Origin of the sequence: Pseudomonas sp. PICF6, assembly GCF_009831705.1 — a bacterium.
Classification (GTDB): Bacteria; Pseudomonadota; Gammaproteobacteria; order Pseudomonadales; family Pseudomonadaceae; genus Aquipseudomonas; species Aquipseudomonas rhizophila.
In genome coordinates, this window is record NZ_WUUD01000020.1 from 136976 (window position 1) to 155466 (window position 18491).

Below are 18491 nucleotides of genomic sequence, written 5' to 3' on the forward strand. Positions count from 1 at the left end.
CTCTACTTGCGCACTTTGATGGAGAACAACCCTTGAGGGCGCAACATCAGGATCAGAATCACCCCGGACAGGGTCAGCACCTTGGCCATCGAACCACTGAGGAAAAACTCCGAAATCGATTGGGTCTGGGCAATGACGAACGCCGACGCAATGGTGCCGAACAGGCTTTGTGCGCCGCCGAAGACCACCACCAGGAAGGTGTCGACGATGTACTGCGAGCCTGCGGTGGGACCGGTGGAGCCGATGGTGGTAAAGGCCGCGCCGGCCACCCCCGCGACACCACAACCGAGGGCAAAGGTCATTCGGTCGACCTTGCGTGTATTGATGCCCACGGCACGGCTCATCAGTCGGTTTTGCACCGTGGCCCGCACTTGCAGGCCCCAGCGTGAGCGGTAGAGCAAGAGAAAAATGGCCCCGGTGAGCAGCAGGGTCAGGGCCATCATGAACAGACCGTTGCGCGGGATCTCGATGGACTCAGTGAAGTTGAACGAGCCCATCAGCCACTCCGGCGGCGTCGCGCTGACTTCACGGGCGCCGAACACCGAACGGAAGGTCTGCTGCATCACCAGGGACAGCCCCCAGGTCGCCAGCAATGTGTCCAGTGGACGCTTGTAGAGCCGACTGATCATCGCCCACTCCACCAGCCAGCCGATGGCCCCGGCCATCAGGAACGACAGGGCGATGGCGATGAAAAAATAATAGGGTTGAAACCACGGGGCGAAATGACTGGTCAGGCTCGAGCAGACATAGGTGGTGTAGGCGCCGATCGTGAGGAACTCGCCGTGGGCCATGTTGATGACCCCCATCTGGCCGAAAATGATCGCCAACCCCAATGCCATCAACAGCAGCACGCAGAACACGGACAAGCCGTTGAACCCCTGCATCGCCGCGATGGCACCAAATTCCGATAGCCATTCCATGATGATGGACTCCTGCTTGGAGGGAGGATGTGGAAAACGATGGACTTCCATCGCCGGCAAGCCAGCTCCTACAAAGTGTTGGAGTCGGCTTGCCGCGATAGGCCCGGACCTTACTGATAGCCTTTAGGAAACGGATTCGGTTCGATCAGATCGGACTCGTACACCACTTTGAACTGGCCATCGGGTTGCACTTCACCGATGCGGGTCTTGCTCCACAGGTGATGGTTCTCATGCACTTTGACGTAGCCTTCAGGCGCGGTTTTCAACTCGATGCCCGGCGAGGCTGCAACCACTTTGTCGATATCGAAGCTGCCGGCTTTCTCCACCGCAGCCTTCCACAGCCATGGGCCCAGATACGCAGCCTGGGTCACGTCGCCGATCACCGAATCCTTGCCGTACTTGGCCTTGAAAGCGTCGACGAAGGCTTTGTTGTTGGGGTTGTCCAGGCTCTGGAAGTACTTCATCGAGGCGTAGAAGCCGGCCATGTTTTCGCCGCCGATGCCCAGCAATTCATCCTCGGTCACCGACAGGGTGAGCAAGGTCTGCTTGGCCGAATTGACGCCCGCCGCATTGAGTTGTTTGTAGAAGGCCACGTTGGAGCCACCTACCACGGCGGCGAACACAACGTCGGGCTTCTTCAGCTTGACTTTGTTGATCAGCGAGCCGAACTGGGTGTTGCCCAGCGGGTAGTAGTCTTCGCCGACCACGGTGCCGTGCAGCACGTTTTCAATGTGTTTGCGCGCAATCTTCATCGAGGTGCGTGGCCAGATATAGTCCGACCCCACCAGGTAGAAGGTTTTGGCGCCTTTGGTCTTGGCGATCCAGTCGAGGCTGGCGAGGATTTGCTGGGTGGCTTCCTGGCCGGTGTAGATCACGTTCTTCGACTGCTCCAGCCCCTCGTAGAAAGTCGGGTAGTAGAGCAGGCCATTTTCTTTCTCGAAAATCGGCAGCACAGCCTTGCGCGAGGCCGAGGTCCAGCAACCGAACACCGTTGCCACCTTGTCGTTGACCAAAAGCTTCTTGGCCTTCTCGGCGAAGGTCGGCCAGTCGGAGGCGCCGTCTTCCTGGATCACCTTGATCTGCCGACCGAGGATGCCGCCTGAAGCGTTGATCTGCTCGATGGCCAGGCGTTCGGCCTGGATCGAGCCGGTCTCGGAAATCGCCATGGTGCCGGTGGCCGAGTGCAACTGGCCGACCGTGACTTCAGTGGCGGTCACCGCCAGGCCGGTGCTGTTGGCCTCGTCCGCCCATACACCCTGGCTGAACACACTGGCAGCCAATAACGACAGGGCCGCCGCCCCCAGAGCCAGGCGGCGCGGCAACAGGCCTTTAGTGCGGATCAATCGTGGTTCCATGCTGCTACTCCTCTGCGGTGACGCTGACAGCTCGCCTTGGGGCGGCCGGCAACGGTGGTGGCATCAGCATGGCGGCGCGGATCGGTGACGGGTATACGCAGCCTGACGTAAGCGCATACGTCATTTGACGTAGGGAAAAATGCACCAAGGCGGCGCAGGCTATCGCCCCAGGCCCCGCCTGAACGGCACTGCGCGGACGCGCGCGCAGGCAACAGCTGGCGCGGCAAGACGGCGTGGTGCAGGGCATGAAAATTGCTCGGCTATCCGCCACGGGCACACCCGACAGGCACGGAGCGCCTTGACCCCAGGAGTCTTTCGCCGTGCTTCCACCTGGCACCCAGCGCATCGCCAAGATCCGTCGCGACTACAACAGTTGGGTCGCCGACGAAACCATGGAAGACTACGCCCTGCGTTACACACCAAAGTCCTTCCGCAAGTGGTCGGAGCTGCGCATTGCCAACACCGCCCTGGGCGCGGTGTCGTTCCTGGCCCTGGAGGCGATTGGCGGGGTATTGGCCCTGAGCTACGGCTTCACCAACACCTTCTGGGCGATCCTCGCCGTGAGCCTGATCATCTTCCTCACCGGCCTGCCCGTCAGCTACTACGCCGCCCGCTACGGCGTCGATATGGACCTGTTGACCCGCGGTGCCGGCTTCGGCTACATCGGCTCGACCATCACCTCGCTGATCTACGCCAGCTTCACCTTTCTGTTCTTCGCCCTGGAAGCAGCGATCATGGCCCTGGCCTTGGAGCTGTACTTCCATATCCCATTGGCCTTTGCCTATGTGATCTGCTCTGTGCTGGTGATCCCCCTGGTGGCCTATGGGGTGACCCTGATCAGCCGCCTGCAACTCTGGACCCAGCCACTGTGGCTGGTGCTGCTGGTGCTGCCCTATCTGTTTGTGCTGCTGAAAAACCCCGAGGCCTTCAGCGACTGGACCAGTTTCCGGGGCCGTGATGCCAGCGGCGACTTCAATCTGCTGGCGTTTTGCGCAGCCTGTACCGTGGCCCTATCCCTGGTGACGCAGATCGGCGAACAGGTCGACTACCTGCGCTTCCTGCCGGAAAAAACCGCGGCCAACCGCAAGCGCTGGTGGGCCGCCCTGCTCTGCGCCGGCCCCGGCTGGATCCTGCCCGGCGCCCTGAAAATGTTCGCTGGCGCCTTCCTGGCGTTTCTCGCTCTGCAACACGAGATCCCCATCGAGCGCGCTACGGAACCGACCCAGATGTACCTGGTGGCCTTCGGTTATGTGTTCGCCTCGCCGGAATGGGCCCTGGCGGCCATGGTGCTGTTCGTCTTCGTCTCGCAGATGAAGATCAACCTGACCAACGCCTACGCCGGCTCCCTGGCTTGGTCGAACTTTTTCGCCCGGGTCACCCACAGTCACCCCGGCCGCGTAGTTTGGCTGGTGTTCAATGTGGCCATTGCCCTGATGCTGATGGAGTTGGGGGTATTCGACGTCATCGACCAGGTGCTCGGTCTCTACGCCAACATCGCCATCGCCTGGATCGGCTCGGTGGTCGCCGACCTGGTGATCAACAAACCCTTGGGGTTGTCACCGAAGTACATCGAGTTCAAGCGCGCTCACCTCTACGACATCAACCCGGTGGGCGTCGGCTCCATGCTGATCGCCTCGCTGCTGTCGGTCCTCGCCCACTTCGGTCTATTTGGTGCACTGGCCCAGGCCGCTCCGCCCTTCGTCGCCCTCGGCACCTCGCTGGTCATGACCCCGCTGCTGGCCTGGGCCACCCGTAGCCGCTATTACATCGCCCGCACCAGCGATCCGTTACTGCTGCAACCGGTAGCTGCGAGCACGCAGATCACCTGCGGCCTGTGCAGCAACCCATTCGAAACCGCCGACATGGCTTTCTGTCCGGCCTACAGCACGCCCATCTGCTCACTTTGCTGTTCGCTGGACGCGCGTTGCGGCGATCGCTGCAAACCCCACGGGCGTCTGTCGGCGCAATTCGAAGCGCTGTTGCATTGGTTGTTGCCCAATGCCACGGTGCCACGCCTGCACACCCGGCTAGTCCATTACCTGGGCCTGCTGCTCGCGCTGATCCTGATGCTCAGCGGCGCTCTGGCGCTGATCTATGGCCAGGCCTCCCAGGGGCTGCCCCACTCGCCGCAAGCCCAGGCGACGCTGTACCAGGCATTTTTCCAGGCCTTCCTGACGCTCTCGGTACTGGCGGCCATCCTCGCCTGGTGGGTGGTTCTGACGCGGGAAAGCCGCCGCGTGGCCCAGGAAGAATCGGACCGCCAGACCCTGCTGCTGATGCAGGAAATCGAAGCCCACCGCTTGACCGACCAGGCCCTGCAAGATGCCAAGGAGGCTTCCGAGGCGGCCAACGCGGCCAAGAGTCGCTACGTCACCGGACTGTCCCACGAACTGCGTACGCCGTTGAACAGCATCCTCGGTTTTACCCAGATCCTGCAGCGCGATGCGGCCATGCCGGAGCAGCATCAGGATGCCCTGGCGACCATCCTGCGCAGCGGCTCGCACCTGCTGTCGCTGATCGACGGCCTGCTCGATGTGGCCAAGATCGAGGCCGGCAAATTGCGCCTGGAACCGACGGAAATCCCCTTCCCGGAACTGATCCACGATCTGGAGCTGATGTTCACCCCACAAGCCCGGGACAAAGGGCTGCGCTTTCGCCTGGAGCTGGTCGGCAAGATACCGGCAGTAGTGCGGGGCGACGAAAAGCGCGTCCGGCAGATCCTCATTAACTTGTTGGGCAATGCGGTCAACTTCACCGACAGCGGCGAGGTCTGCCTGCGGGTCAGTTACATGCGCGAGACGGCAACCTTCGACATCATCGACACGGGTATCGGCATCGACCCCGAGCACATCGAGCGAATCTTCCAGCCTTTCGAGCGCGGTGATCTGATGCGCCAGGACAAGGGCGTTGGCCTGGGCCTGACCATTACCCGCATGCTCACCTCGCTGATGGGCGGCGAGTTGCAGGTCAAGAGTCAGCAGGACAAGGGCACCTGTTTCCAGGTGCGCCTGTTTCTCTCGCAAGTACGGGTGCCGCAAGCGGTAATCCATGTCGAACACGACATCATCGGCTACCAGGGGCCGCGGCGTCTGGTGCTGGTAGTGGACGACCATGTGGACCATCGCAAGGTCCTCAGCGGCATGCTTACGCCCCTGGGCTTTGAAGTGATCCAGGCCAGCAACGGCCAGGAAGCAATTCGCCAGGTCGCCCTGCGGGGGCCGGACCTGATCCTCATGGACCTGTCGATGCCGACGATGGATGGCTGGGAAACCAGCCGGCTGATCCGCCGCAATGCGTTGTCCACAGCACCGATCATCGTGATATCGGCCAATGCCTTTAACGACGAGCGCGAGCGCAGCCTGGCCAGTGCCTGCAACGACTACCTTGCCAAGCCGGTACACACCCCGGAGCTGCTCGAACGGATCCAGCAGCAACTCGACCTGCACTGGCTGCGCCGCGAAAAACCAGCCCCTGCGACATTCCCCGAACCGGGGGTATTGCCCTCACAGCCTGACCTCATCGCCCTCGGCGAACTCAGCGCCATTGGCTACGTACGCGGTCTGCACGAAAAACTTGACGCCATCCAGGCCGAGACGCCAGCCACCGCCCCTTTCATCAGTTCGCTACGCAAGCTGCTGAAAAACTTTCGCCTGGACGAAATCAACCGCGCCCTCAAGGAGGCAGAAGATGAATGTATTGACCACAGTCGCTGAACCCGGTGTCGTGCTGATTGTGGACGACACCCCGGACAACCTCGCCATGCTCTCCGACGCCCTCAACGATGCCGGCTACATGGTCCTGGTGGCCCTCGACGGGCTCAGCGCCCTGAACCGCATCGAACGCCGGCGTCCGGACCTGATCCTGCTGGATGCGATGATGCCGGGCCTGGACGGTTTCGAGACCTGCCGGCGGATCAAGGAGCAACCGGCCAACGCCGATATTCCGGTGCTGTTCATGACCGCGCTGACGGAAAGCAGGCATGTGGTCCAGGGCTTTGAAGTCGGTGGCAGCGACTACGTGACCAAGCCGATCCAGACCGACGAAGTGCTGGCACGGGTCGCCGCACACCTGCGCACCTCGCGCATCCTGCTGTCGGCCCGAGCGGCGTCACAGCCAGCCGCGCCGAGCCTGGACGACGAGCCGGCGCAGAGGGTGCTGTCGGCACGCTTTCAGCTCACCGGTCGGGAAGTCGAGGTTCTGCGCTGGGTGGCCTGCGGCAAGACCAACCGCGACATCGGCACCATTCTTGATCTGAGCCCACGCACCGTGAACAAACATCTGGAGCATGTGTATGTGAAGTTAGGTGTAGAAACGCGCACAGCAGCGACCTCCGTGGCCTTGTCGGCCATGACCGATTCACGCAACAGTGTTTCAAGGTAAGCCGCGATAACCAGACGTATTGCTGGATGAGCACTAGCTGGTGGATGAAGCAGGAACGTTGGAAACGGCTCTCGCCAAATTACGTTTGTATCGCGGCAATGTCTTTGATGATGTGCCGACGGCTTATCGGTCAAGCGGGTTCCTTTCAGAGTGCCTTGGCCCAGCCGCGCAGTACGTACTTCTGGATTTTGCCCGTCGAAGTTTTCGGCAACTCGCTGAACACGACGGTTTTCGGGAGTTTGAACCCTGCCAGATGCTCACGACAGAAGCGAATGATCTCGGCTTCCCGAGTGTCCTGGCAGTCAGCTTTGAGAGTGATGAAGGCACACGGAGTTTCACCCCATTTTTCGTCCGGACGGGCGACCACCGCAGCTTCCAGTACCGCCGGGTGACGATACAAAACGTCCTCAACCTCGATGGTGGAAATGTTCTCTCCTCCCGAGATGATTATGTCCTTGAGCCGATCCTTGATTTCGACATAGCCGTCCGGGTGACGAACCGCCAAGTCGCCGGTGTGAAACCAGCCGCCCCTGAACGCCTCACGGGTGGCATCGGGGTTCTTCAGATAGCCTTTCATCACTGTGTTGCCGCGCATGAAGATTTCGCCAACGCTGATCCCATCGCAAGGCACCGGCTCCATGGTCTGCGGATCGGCAACCATCAGGCCCTCCAGGGTCGGGTAGCGCACGCCTTGGCGTGACTTGATCTTCGCCCGTTCGTCGAGCGGGCGCTCATCCCATTGCGCGTGCCAGGCACAAACAGTCACAGGACCGTAAACCTCGGTCAATCCATAGACGTGAGTGACCTTGATGCCCATCTCCTCGACCGCACCGATGACCTTGGCCGGCGGCGCGGCGCCCGCCACCATGGCGTTGACCGGGTGATCGAAAACGACCTTGGCCGAGTCTGGCAGGTTGACCAGCGCGTTGAGCACAATGGGCGCACCGCACAGGTGGCTGACCTGATGCTGGTTGATCAGGGTGAGAATTTTTTCCGGGTCCACGCGGCGCAAAAACACATGAGTACCGGCCAATGCGGTGACGGTCCACGGGAAGCACCAGCCATTGCAATGGAACATCGGCAGAGTCCAGAGGTACACCGGATGGTTGCCCATCGTCCAGGTCATCTGATTGCCCAGTGAATTGAGATAGGCACCACGGTGGTGGTAAATCACGCCTTTCGGGTTGCCAGTAGTGCCGGACGTGTAGTTGAGGGCGATGGCTTGCCACTCGTCCTCAGGCCATTGCCAGGCGAATTGCGGGTCGCCTTCAGCGAGGAAGGCTTCATAGTCCAGATTGCTGAGCGCTTGGCCTTCGCCATACTCCGGGTCGTCCACATCGACCACCAGGGGAGGATTGGACAGCAGGCTCAAGGCTTCACAGATCACCCGGTGGAATTCACGGTCGGTGATCAACACCCTGGCTTCACCGTGTTCCAGCATGAAGGCAATGGCTGGCGCATCCAGCCGTACATTGAGGGTGTTGAGGACTGCACCAATCATTGGCACAGCGAAGTGCGCTTCGAGCATGGCCGGGATGTTGGGCAGCATCACCGCGACCGTATCGCCCTTGCCGATACCCCGCCCGTTGAGCGCGCCGGCCAGGCGTCGGCAGCGCTCATAAGTCTGTTGCCAGTTGCGCCGTACCGCGCCGTGGATCACCGCCGGATACTCACCGTAGACCGAGGCCGTGCGCTCAATGAAGCTCAGTGGCGAGAGCGCGACATAGTTGACTGGCGAGGGCGCCAGGCCCGTTTCGAAAATCGACATAAGATATTCCTGTGAGGAAGTTCCCAGCCGCGTAGCACGGCTGGATACTTCCAATGGCTGATTGTTGGCTCTGCTCAGGTGTACATCACGCCCCTGGGACGCTGCATCAGTGCAACCGCTGGTTCAAACCGTGCGCTTATCGTTTTTGCGCACGTACGAGCGCCATGTCATGGCCCACTGCTGCGGGTCTTCCAACTGCGCGCTCTTGAGCCGGTGGATCGCCTGGTTATGCGGCGAGGTTTTGACAATCTCGGGATTAGAGTAGGCCTCGTCAGAGATCCGCGCGAGCACCTGGATCCAGGTGTCCAGCGCTTCCTTGCCATACATTTCGCCCGGCTCTGGGGTGAACGGCTCAGGTATCAGCCAAGGGTGGTGGCTGCTCCACATCGGATCAATACCGAAATCGCTCATGCGGTTCTGCACGTCGTGGACATCGACCCCGGTGTCCTCCTTGAGTTGCTCAAGGCTGTAGCGGGTCATCTCCATTCGCGCACTTGTGGCCTCGGGATGGGAACGGGTGACACCGCGAATGGCCAGCAGGCCTTTTTCCATGTAGTTGTTGGCCAGCACGGAAATATCCGAAGCCTCAGACATGCCCGCTGCACCCATGGCGCGGGACCAGGCGTAGGCCTTGAGAATCACTGGGACATTGCCCCAGAACTCGCGAATCTTGCCGCAGCTCTGTGGACGGTCGTGATCGAGGCGGTAGCGCTCACCGTCAAAGGCGACCACTGGCGCGGGCAAGAACGGCGCAAGTTCCGCCGAGCAGCCATACGCTCCAACAGCGGGCCCGCCGACACCACTCTTGGGCGCGCCGAAGGTCTTGTGCAGCATAAACATGCAGGCATCAAAACCGAGTTCGCGTGCACGGATTTTGGTCATCACGCCATTGAAGTTGGCGTGATCGTAGAAGCACAGGCCGCCGGCCTCGTGCACCACGCGCACCCATTCGCGGATCTCGGGATTGTAGACGCCCATGTCGTCGGGGTTGTTCACCATCAATGCGGCGGTGCGGTTGGACACGGCAGCCTTGAGCGACTCGAGCGACGGATAGCCATTCTCCTCAATCATCAGGGTGATGACTTTGAACCCCGCCGCAGCGGCCGTCGCGGCACTGCTGGGGTGTGTCTGGATGGTGGTGATGATCTCATCACGCTGGGCCAGTTCACCACGGGACGCATGGTAGGCGCGGGTCACGGCGCAACTGGTATAGGCCGCGTCGGCACCACCGCCCGCCTGGAAGATGAACTGATCCATCCCGGACAATTCACGCAAGATCGTGTCCATGCCGTGTACCACTTCCAGCGCACCTTGCAGGGTGTCTTCGTCCTGATACGGATGTACGTGGGTGATTTCCGGGCGCCAGGCCATGGCCTCGTTGATCTGCGCGTTGTACTTCATGGTGCAGGTGCCGAACAGGCTGATGTTCATCATGCCCAGGGTCTGCTGCGACAAACGCAGGTAGTGGTACAGCACCTCGGGCTCGGACATTTGCGGCAACGCCGGTTTGCGCGAGCGGCGCATAGTCGCGGGAATCAAATCAGCGGCGCTGCCGACAGCTGTTTGAACGTCGGCTTCGACATCGGAAAAAATCACTCCGCGACGGCCGGGATAGCCCATTTCCAAAATGACAGGTTCGCTCCAGACGGGGGCGTGGTATTCCCTGAGTGTGGTGCTCATTGTGCGATTACCTTTTTGAGTGCAGCGGTCAGACGCTCAAGGTCTGCCTGGGTGTGAATCTCGGTGACGCAATACAGGGCACTGGCGCCCAGCTCCGGGAAGTCCTGCGTCAGGTCTTTGCCTCCGAAGATCCCGAGTACGAGCAACTGCTTGTTGATGTCTTTCACACTGAGCCCGGTGGCGTCGAAATTGACCACGAACTCTTTGAAAAAACCGGACGCAAATGTCACGCCTACCCCTGGAATTTCAGCCAACAGCTTCGCGGCGTAGTGAGCCCGTTGCAGAATGACCTTGCCGACGTCTTCAAAACCTTGCGGCCCCATCATGGCCATGTACACGGCGTTGGCGATGGCCCACATGTACACCGAGTGGCCGGTCCAGTCGTTACCCTTGTCACGCAAGCCATAGGACGATTGCTCGAACAGGCTCAGGCCAAAACCGTATTCGCCGGGCTTGATGGTCTCACCGATACTGATGAACAACGTCGGGTACTGGTGGGCGTAGAGTTCTTCATCGCGGGTTGCAATGAAGCCACTGACACCGCCGCCACAATTCATGTGCACACCGAGCGGCTGAGTGGTACCGACCACGATGTCCGCGCCGAAATCGATGGGCGCGGCCAGCACGCCCAGGGAGATAGGGTCGACACCGACGATCACTTCGGCACCCGCCGCGTGGGCAATCGCCGCAATCTCGGCGCCTTGCTGTTCAATCACCCCGAAGTAGGACGGGGTTTCGAAATACACGGCAGCGGTTTGTGCACCGATTGAGGCGCGTAGGTGATCGAGGTCGAGCAAACCGGTGTTCGGGTCATAGTCGACGAGGCGCACGACGATGTGGCTCGGCATGTCGACCGGTTCGCAGTAGTTGCGAATAATCGACAGCCGCTCCGGGTCGATGGCGCGGACCACCGCCACTTCGTGACGCCCGGTGATGCGTGTGGCCATACGGATGGCGTGGCCGGCGGCGCAACCCCAACTGCGCACAGGCAAGCCGACCAGGTCCATATTCAGTAGCTCGCCGAGCTGGCTGCAGAATTCGAACCAGGCCTGGTTGCGCCCGTGATCGGAACTCGGTTCGCCGAACACCGACGTCAGCCATTCGTTGCGCCGTACCACCTCGTCGCAGGCCGCCGGGACGTGATGCTGCCAACAGCCGGCGCCGAGGAAGTTGAGGTTCTGCTCGCAGGTCTTGTTCTTCGACAGCGTACTGACCAGGTGTCGGCGCAGCTCACTCTCGTTCAGTGCCGGCGGCAGGTTGATCGGCCGCTGCAGGCGATGTTCCTCGGGGATTTGCTGGAACAGTGCCTCGATGCTGTCAACACCAATCGAGTCCAGCATCTCCTGCTTGAGGGCGGGGACGGAGTTCGCCATGTAGGGGTGGGCGACATGATTGCTCATGGGGTTATCCTCGGTTCTTTCGGATGGAACAGATGGTCAGGATCGAACCCTGAAAAAGACGGACCGGTCAGGTCCTGTGTGCACGCGTATATGGCCGCTGAGCGCGGCGTCGACTTGGGCGTCGCCGGTGTCGACGCGCAAGCAACCGGCGTCGAGGGAGAGCAGCTTGTCCATCGAGGCGATCACGATGAGGTGCTCGCGTCCTACCCGACGGATGACCTCGGCGCTGATCTGCTGATTGCCACGGCCGAACAAGCTGCCATGCCCGCCAAGAACGCCGACGATGATGCGGGTCTCATAGCCCTCCATCAGCCGGATCAACTGGTGTTCGTTGAGGTCAGAGCCCACCAGCGCGCCGTTCAGTACGGCATCGACACCCAGCAGCGTCGATGGCAGGCCGAGTTCGGTCATCACGCGCCGCGTGGTGGTGCCGGGCCCCAACAGGTACAGGCAGCCTGGCTGCATCTCTCGAACGACCTGCCGACAGGCGGCGTCCAGCGCCAAGCTGTCACTGGCGACAGAGCTGGACTTGGCGTTTTGTACGAGGTGACGTTCATAAGGGCTGCGTGCGTAGCCATAGAGTTGCGCCGACACTTGGTCACTTCGCGTGGCGGCTTCATCGATGTCCATCACCTCGGCCTCGCGAAAGCGCACTGAAGGCTCGCCAGCAATAAAGCGTGCGGCGAGGCTTCCGGCGTTTTCGGGATTGGTACCGAAGACGGCGGAATACATTTTCACGCCCGTTGGGATACCGAGGATCGGCACCCGGTCGCTGACCATTCCCAGCACATCCCGCGCCGTGCCATCACCGCCGGCGAAAAGCAGTAGATCAACGTTGGCGTACGCCATGACAATCGCCGCGCTTCGCGTGTCATCAGCTTCGCTCGATTCGGATGTTGAGCGGTAGACGACGATAGGGTCGAGACCGGCGGCGCGTGCAACGTCTTCGCCCAACGCGCCAGAGCCGGTGAGCAAGCGAAAAGGCATGGACGAGGCAGCCAGGCGTTTGAGCGCAAGCACGGCGCGCTCGCTGGAGACCGGCCGCGCACCACGGCGTCGCGCCTCTAGCAGGACATCGGGGCCATCGGTGCCCTTCAAACCCACCGGGCCGCCCATGCCCGCCACAGGATTGACGATCAGCCCGAGGGTTTTGCCCTGGCCGACGCTGGTGACTGAACTCTCGGGATCGCGCTGCTCACACATTGCTCGGTATCCTGTGCTGAAGAGCGGCGTCACCGGCACTGAAGAAACAGATCTCCATGCCGATTGCATACGCCGCGTATGTGAGCAACAATACGACATACGCAGCGTATGTCAACTGACATACGCCATGCATGTTGAATTTTTGATGAGGAAAACGATCGATGGCGCAGAAGCGTGCGGACATGATTTCGGAGACCCGCGGCAAGCTGATCAAGGCAGCACGGGAAGCCTTCGCGACGAAAGGCTATGCGGACAGTTCGATGGACGATCTGACCGCGCAAGCGGGGCTCACCAGGGGCGCGCTATACCATCACTTCGGTGACAAGAAAGGGTTGCTGCAGGCAGTCATCACCCAGATCGACGAAGAAATGATGGCGCGCCTGTCCGTCATCATCGATGAGGCGGCCACGATCTGGGACGGCTTCATTGATGAATCCATCGCGTACATCAAGATGTCCCTGGAACCTGAAATCCAACGCATCGTGTTCCTCGACGGGCCATCGGTGCTGGGCGATCCTTCGCAATGGCCCAGCCAGAACGCCTGTATCCGCAGCACCCAACGCAGCATCCAACGCCTGATTGATGAAGGGACGATTCGTAAGGTCAACACCGAAGCGACGGCGCGCCTGATCATGGGCGCCCTGCTCGGCGCGTCCTTGTGGATCGCCAACGCCGATGATCCGCACACAGCGTCCGAGCAAGTGGTGGAGAGTTTTGTCGCATTGGCGTCGGGATTGTTGCTGGTGTCTGAGGCTGAAAATCGGTAGCGGTCAGGGGTTGCAGGATGAGAGGCAACCGCAAGGCCGTCATGGAACGTTCTGCCAAGTGAGTCAGCTCGGTGCCGCCAGCGTGCTGCTCTTTCCGCTGTACCGTCAAGAGGCTGTGGTCTTAGAGGGGGAAAACCGAAGCAAACAAAAAAGGCACCTGCTATAGCTATATTTCCAGGAAAACGAAGAGAGTAAGTTATGAACACTAATTTTGGTGTGAACGCATGGGGAATCAGCACGGTTGTACTTGCGATTGCGGCGCTCTTAGTTGTTATATTGGACGGTGCCTTTCTAGGGCTTGACGGAAAGTTTGTGGAGGGAACACCTAGGTGGATCTCGTCGCTCCAGCAGTGCGGAAATATAGTGGCGGGGATCTTAGGATTCAGTGGATTGGCGTGGTCGAATTTCTACAAGGCTTTTACCGGTGCTAAAAACTAGTCGGATCAAGGTCTGAATAGACCAGGCAACGAAAAAAAGCCCGGCGCTAGACCGGGCTCTGTTCACTGTTACGTCAGCAAGTCCTCTTCTCTGGTCTGCCACATGACCTAATGCAAAAAGTTGACGCCAATAATAAATCGACACTTACACTGAACAAACCTTCCACCACTTGAGCTTGCTTATTTGTTTAGGTAGCTATGCAATTTAATAGCGCTTATTGGTTTCTGAAATTTTTTCTATAAAAAACTTGCGCTCAGAAAAAACCGAGCTAATTTCTACATCACTCTTCTAGCACTCCTTTGGCTGTCGGCATTCTTAGGTAACGAGTCTGCATCTCGTAAACAGATGAGCGCGTGTGTAACTGATTTCGGTCCACTTGTACCAATTGGTTCTCACCTGACTTCAGGAGATGCACATAATGTCCAACTGTTTTCATTACCTCGCGTCAGTGGCTTTTGGGACTATCCTGGCAGGCTGTTCGCAGAACCTTCAACACAACGAAGGTGCAGTTCAGATCGCTCACTCCACTGACGGCATCCACGTCGTAAGCGTATTCCTCCTTCCCTCGCAAAAAGCCCCCGCGCCGATCACAAAAGGCGAAGCGATCTCAGTGAAACTCACTGCTGCCTATATCTGCGATTTCCGCGAGCGCCTTACCCCTCGAGACTGGTTCTCCAGCAGCAATACCGGGGCCGTGCCATGCAACGGAGGCGACGGGAATGCCAGTGGCTTGGGGTCGGCGCAGAACACCAGAGGTGAAATAGCCATTCTGGCGAACGTCGCAGAGCGCACCACGACCACGGGGCTCACCTTTAACCCCGCCGATATCCAACGCAACGGCCGCGTTGTTTATTACAACGAAGACGTTCGCGAAAGCGGACAGTTGATCAATGCCCTGAATATCCCCCTCTATGGCCCCAAAACCTACGAGGGCGGCACGTTCTTCATGGATGTAGCAATCATGGAGCTGGACAATGACGAAAACGAACAAGGTCGCCATTTGCTTCAGGAACTTGCAAAAGTCGGCAGCGCCGCCTATGCGCCTGGTACCCCCGTACTTAACTTGCTCAATACTTTGGGCGGCGCACTGTTAGGGGCTAATGGCGACGACGTTGAGCTTCGCTATCAAATGGAGTTCGACCCCACCTACACCGGCAAGACCCTCGCCTCGTCCCAGACTGTACTAGCGCCACGAACCAGCCGCGCGCCCCTACAGGAAGGCTATTACGCAATCATCAGGATGGAGCGCCGAGACGAACTTCCCGACTTTGCGTCTATGAGAATCACCGAGGGCAGCCATAGCCCCTATATCAGCGATCCCACCGGTACCTTATTCAAAGGCGGCTCTTGGCTGCTGATCAGAGTCGCCCGAGAAGACCATATCCAAGCGGCGCCTCAAGACTTCGCCACCAAATTGACCGACGTCCTCAATCCATCGGGCAAGACCGAAGCCACCCGCAGTGCGGAGTTAGAGGCCATCGTAAAGGCTGTCGAGGGTGTCCATACAGCGCCCGACAAAAAGTAGGAACTGGTAGCGACTTCGTCGTCAATGTCGAAATTACGCCGTTGCTGAGTGCACCTGTTGCCGTCGGACGTGAACAAAAATGGAGCCCATCGTGAACAAACATCACCCTTACCACCCGATCATATACGTGCGCGGGTTTGCTGCCACTAACGATGAAATAGAAGAAACCGTCGCCGATCCCTACATGGGTTTTAACATCGGCTCATCCAAGTCACGTCAGCTGTGGAACGGCAAGGTTCAGAAATTTTTCTTTGAGTCGCCCATGGTTCGCCTCAAAGATGAGATCGTCTGGCTCAACCAAGGCACACAACAAAGTGATCGCCGCTACGATGATATTTACGTCAACGGCCAGGACCTCACCGATCCCGACCCGGAGAATCCGACACAACCATTGCTGCGCGGTATCGCACTGCCCTATCAATCGATCATTATCTTCCGTTACTACGACGAAGCTTCCGAGACTTTCGGGAGCGGCAACACTCCACCCATTCAGCATTTTGCCCAAGGCCTGAGCGATCTGATTCTCAGGGTACGCGCGCTCGTATGTCGCAAAGGTGATGATCCCATTACCGGCAAACCGTTAGATAATGGCGTTTCCGAAAAAGACTTTCGCTGCTATCTGGTCGCTCACTCCATGGGCGGCCTGGTTGCCCGAGCGTTTCTGCAAAATCCGAAGTTAGGGAGCCCCGAGGCTCGCCAGGCCGTCGATAAACTCTTCACCTATGCCACCCCTCACAACGGCATCGATCTGCGAATCGTACGCAACGTTCCGGCATGGGCCACTTTTGGAGACGCCAACAACTTCAATCGCCAGCGTATGGCTGACTACTTTGCCATTCCTCCGTCACAGTTAATCCCCTCCAGTGACCCAGACGTTTGTGTACTCACCAACTTCCCCGCCGAACGGGTGTTCAACCTCGTGGGCACCAACCCCAGCGACTACACCGTTATGAAGGGTATGAGTGCATGGGCCGTGGGCGATGCAAGTGATGGTTTGGTCAGAATCGACAACGCCACTACTTTCTCGCACAACGGCAACCAGGTTATTCGTTCACCTGCTGCCTTTGCCCATCGTAGTCATTCGGGACACTACGGCGTCGTCAACTCCGAGGAGGGATACCAGAACCTGACACGTTTCCTGTTCGGGAGTCTGCGCATTGACGGGATACTGGATATCCACAGCCTGACTTTACCCGCTGACATTCAAGTTGAAAAAGACAAGGGCAAACAGATCCGGGGTTCTTATCAATTCGAAATCGTCGCCAGCGTACGAGGAAGCCAATGGCAAATACATCGTCGGGTCGTACGCGAAAACTCAGCAATCCATCGGATGTACGACGAACTCTTTCCACTTGTCAACGGCGCAGCCACTCCGGACAGGAGCGCCAGCCCTCAACTGTTCTCAGTGTTCCTTGATGAAACCAAAAGTGTCAGTCAAGCCAAGTCTGTCGCGTTCGCGTTCGATCTGGCAGTGTTGGTACCTGACTATATGGTTGAGAACACGTTCTGGCCAAACCAGCATTACGAAGGCAGCTACATCTACAGAGAGCTGATCCTGGTGGAAGCCATTCCTGATGCCGCGGAGCCCATTGGGTACAAAATATTACATGGCTACCAAAGCAAGACACCTAACTTGGCAACGACTCCGTGCGTAACGCAGGACCTACCAGGTGGAGCGGGAGTGAGTTTCGATATCCCGGTAAAGACCGAAGACGGCATCCGGCCTGGCATTTCGGCGACCTTGCGTATAGAGGTTCGTCTGTGGAACCGGGTCACTGTATAGAGGCCGCCTCATAGAGCGGGCAGTAACTTCATGTGCGGCCACCCGGCCTCATTTTTCCGCGCCCCGAATTTTAGATCAGCACGCTGGACATTCGCTAGTGCCCAATAAATAGCGCAAACGAAAAGAGTGCCGATTTCCCCCGTGCTGCTTCTGGAGCAGCTTGGGGCAGATCATAAAACTGCACATTGTTCAATGATAGATAGATCGCCACGATGGAGTGTCACGATGAGCCTGCACAGAACCACCGTCCTACTAGCCGTGCTGCTTGCGTCCTTCGAGACGTACTCTGCAGAAATTACTGGTTTGGCAGTTTCGCCTACCGCCGACGTTAATAGCCCAATTGGCGTAGGCCCCAAAAAACCCCGCCGCTGCTGTATCACTTGGAAGCCAAGTCCAGATGAGAACCCTGAAGAGTACCGTTTGCGTTTAGAGGAACAGCGCAAGGGCGTCGAAATATTACGGCGCTCGGATGAACTGAAGCCTGGGAACGGGCAACCGTCCTATCAAGATTTAATCGAAGGGTATAAAGGCGGTATTGAATCGTACAAAGGAATGCAATAAGCGCAGCCCGTCGCGACACTCAACTGTCATTAATTGGAAAACTGCATGGAAAGTCTTAATCCACTGCTGCACTCCCTCACCTATATGGCAGGTCCGTCGCTTGCCGCCATAATATTGAATATCGCCATGTGCTTGGCGATATTAAAGCTATCCCGGCATAAGCTTGAGCCGGGACACACACCACTCATAATAGCGTTGTGCTTTCTCGGAACGATTTTGGGCGTGATCGCAGGCGGCAGTGCAACTCCGCTTGGACAGTCATTAGTCACAGGGATCCTAGGCATCGTTGCCACCCTCCTCACTTACTTGCTTAGTAAAGAGTCAGCAGCCGATTGGCGCAACCTGATGCCTTTTGCGATGATAGCGCTATTGGTCGCGGCGTTCGCCGGCCTAATGATCGGCGGCAACTATAAAGCAGTACGGCAAAGTAACGAAGAGTCTATGGCGCAATGGCAAAAATACTACGAAGTCGTCATGCTACCCATTTGCACCAAGGAGCTGGAGCTACTCCTTAATCACAAAGCACTTCCCGAAAACTATATCAGTCAGTGTGATCAAGCGAAGTCAATCATTGAACAATAACCCCCCAATAATTAAATAAAAAATCGTCATACCTAACCATCCAATCACACTAATGGGAGGGGTACACCGATAGCTACCCTGTGCCATCTTGTCAGACATCCATTCATGGTCGCTCACGCATCAGCTGCG

At 58.6% G+C, this 18491-nt stretch carries 14 protein-coding genes; 8 read left to right on the plus strand and 6 right to left on the minus strand.

The genetic code is table 11. The annotated features are described in order from the left end of the window. Positions 1–2: 2 nt before the first annotated feature. Together urtB and urtA are read right to left on the minus strand one after the other, a co-directional pair. Positions 3–920, minus strand: coding sequence for an urea ABC transporter permease subunit UrtB (gene urtB / locus GSM73_RS13830; RefSeq protein WP_047229347.1), 918 nt, complete (start codon positions 918–920; stop codon positions 3–5). Between the two features lie 110 nt (positions 921–1030). Beyond that, positions 1031–2275 (minus strand): urea ABC transporter substrate-binding protein, encoded by a 1245-nt coding sequence (gene urtA / locus GSM73_RS13835; RefSeq protein ID WP_047229346.1) that lies wholly within the window; start codon positions 2273–2275, stop codon positions 1031–1033. Positions 2276–2595: 320 nt separating this feature from the next. Between urtA and GSM73_RS13840 the strand changes: the two genes are divergently transcribed. Both GSM73_RS13840 and GSM73_RS13845 read left to right on the plus strand, forming a co-directional pair. After that, on the plus strand, positions 2596–5988 hold the full coding sequence (locus GSM73_RS13840) for an ATP-binding protein (RefSeq protein ID WP_160892959.1): 3393 nt from the start codon (positions 2596–2598) through the stop codon (positions 5986–5988). Then, positions 5963–6655 (plus strand): response regulator, encoded by a 693-nt coding sequence (locus GSM73_RS13845; RefSeq protein ID WP_047229344.1) that lies wholly within the window; start codon positions 5963–5965, stop codon positions 6653–6655. Before GSM73_RS13840 ends, GSM73_RS13845 begins: the two co-directional genes overlap by 26 nt. 145 nt (positions 6656–6800) lie before the next feature. Here the strand turns inward: GSM73_RS13845 and GSM73_RS13850 are convergent, their stop codons facing one another. The 4 genes from GSM73_RS13850 to GSM73_RS13865 form a co-directional block, all read right to left on the minus strand. After that, positions 6801–8423: an acyl-CoA synthetase gene (locus tag GSM73_RS13850; protein ID WP_160892961.1), complete on the minus strand. Its 1623-nt coding sequence runs from the start codon at positions 8421–8423 to the stop codon at positions 6801–6803. Positions 8424–8546: 123 nt separating this feature from the next. Further along, on the minus strand, positions 8547–10103 hold the full coding sequence (gcvPB, locus tag GSM73_RS13855; protein ID WP_076385518.1) for an aminomethyl-transferring glycine dehydrogenase subunit GcvPB: 1557 nt from the start codon (positions 10101–10103) through the stop codon (positions 8547–8549). Then, positions 10100–11503 carry an aminomethyl-transferring glycine dehydrogenase subunit GcvPA gene (gene gcvPA / locus GSM73_RS13860; protein WP_047229341.1) on the minus strand — a complete coding sequence of 468 codons (1404 nt, stop codon included), beginning with the start codon at positions 11501–11503 and terminating at the stop codon, positions 10100–10102. The genes gcvPB and gcvPA overlap by 4 nt, the downstream gene beginning before the upstream one ends. A 36-nt stretch (positions 11504–11539) precedes the next feature. Further along, entirely contained in the window at positions 11540–12706 is a 1167-nt protein-coding gene (locus GSM73_RS13865; RefSeq protein ID WP_160892963.1) for an ATP-NAD kinase family protein, read from the minus strand. Between the two features lie 161 nt (positions 12707–12867). On the opposite strand from GSM73_RS13865, the gene GSM73_RS13870 reads away from it, so the two are divergent. From GSM73_RS13870 to GSM73_RS13895, 6 genes are all read left to right on the plus strand, one after another. Next, the gene (locus tag GSM73_RS13870) at positions 12868–13473 is read left to right on the plus strand and encodes a TetR/AcrR family transcriptional regulator (protein WP_160892965.1); all 606 of its coding nucleotides are present in this window, start codon (positions 12868–12870) and stop codon (positions 13471–13473) included. Between the two features lie 198 nt (positions 13474–13671). Then, positions 13672–13911, plus strand: a complete 240-nt coding sequence (locus GSM73_RS13875; RefSeq protein WP_047229338.1) for a hypothetical protein — start codon at positions 13672–13674, stop codon at positions 13909–13911. A gap of 418 nt (positions 13912–14329) precedes the next feature. Next, positions 14330–15436 (plus strand): hypothetical protein, encoded by a 1107-nt coding sequence (locus tag GSM73_RS13880; protein WP_047229337.1) that lies wholly within the window; start codon positions 14330–14332, stop codon positions 15434–15436. A gap of 91 nt (positions 15437–15527) precedes the next feature. After that, positions 15528–17219: a triacylglycerol lipase gene (locus GSM73_RS13885; RefSeq protein ID WP_218575704.1), complete on the plus strand. Its 1692-nt coding sequence runs from the start codon at positions 15528–15530 to the stop codon at positions 17217–17219. A gap of 225 nt (positions 17220–17444) precedes the next feature. Further along, on the plus strand, positions 17445–17780 hold the full coding sequence (locus tag GSM73_RS13890) for a hypothetical protein (protein WP_047229335.1): 336 nt from the start codon (positions 17445–17447) through the stop codon (positions 17778–17780). A 45-nt stretch (positions 17781–17825) separates the two neighbouring features. Next, the gene (locus GSM73_RS13895; RefSeq protein ID WP_047229334.1) at positions 17826–18362 is read left to right on the plus strand and encodes a hypothetical protein; all 537 of its coding nucleotides are present in this window, start codon (positions 17826–17828) and stop codon (positions 18360–18362) included. Positions 18363–18491 lie beyond the last annotated feature (129 nt).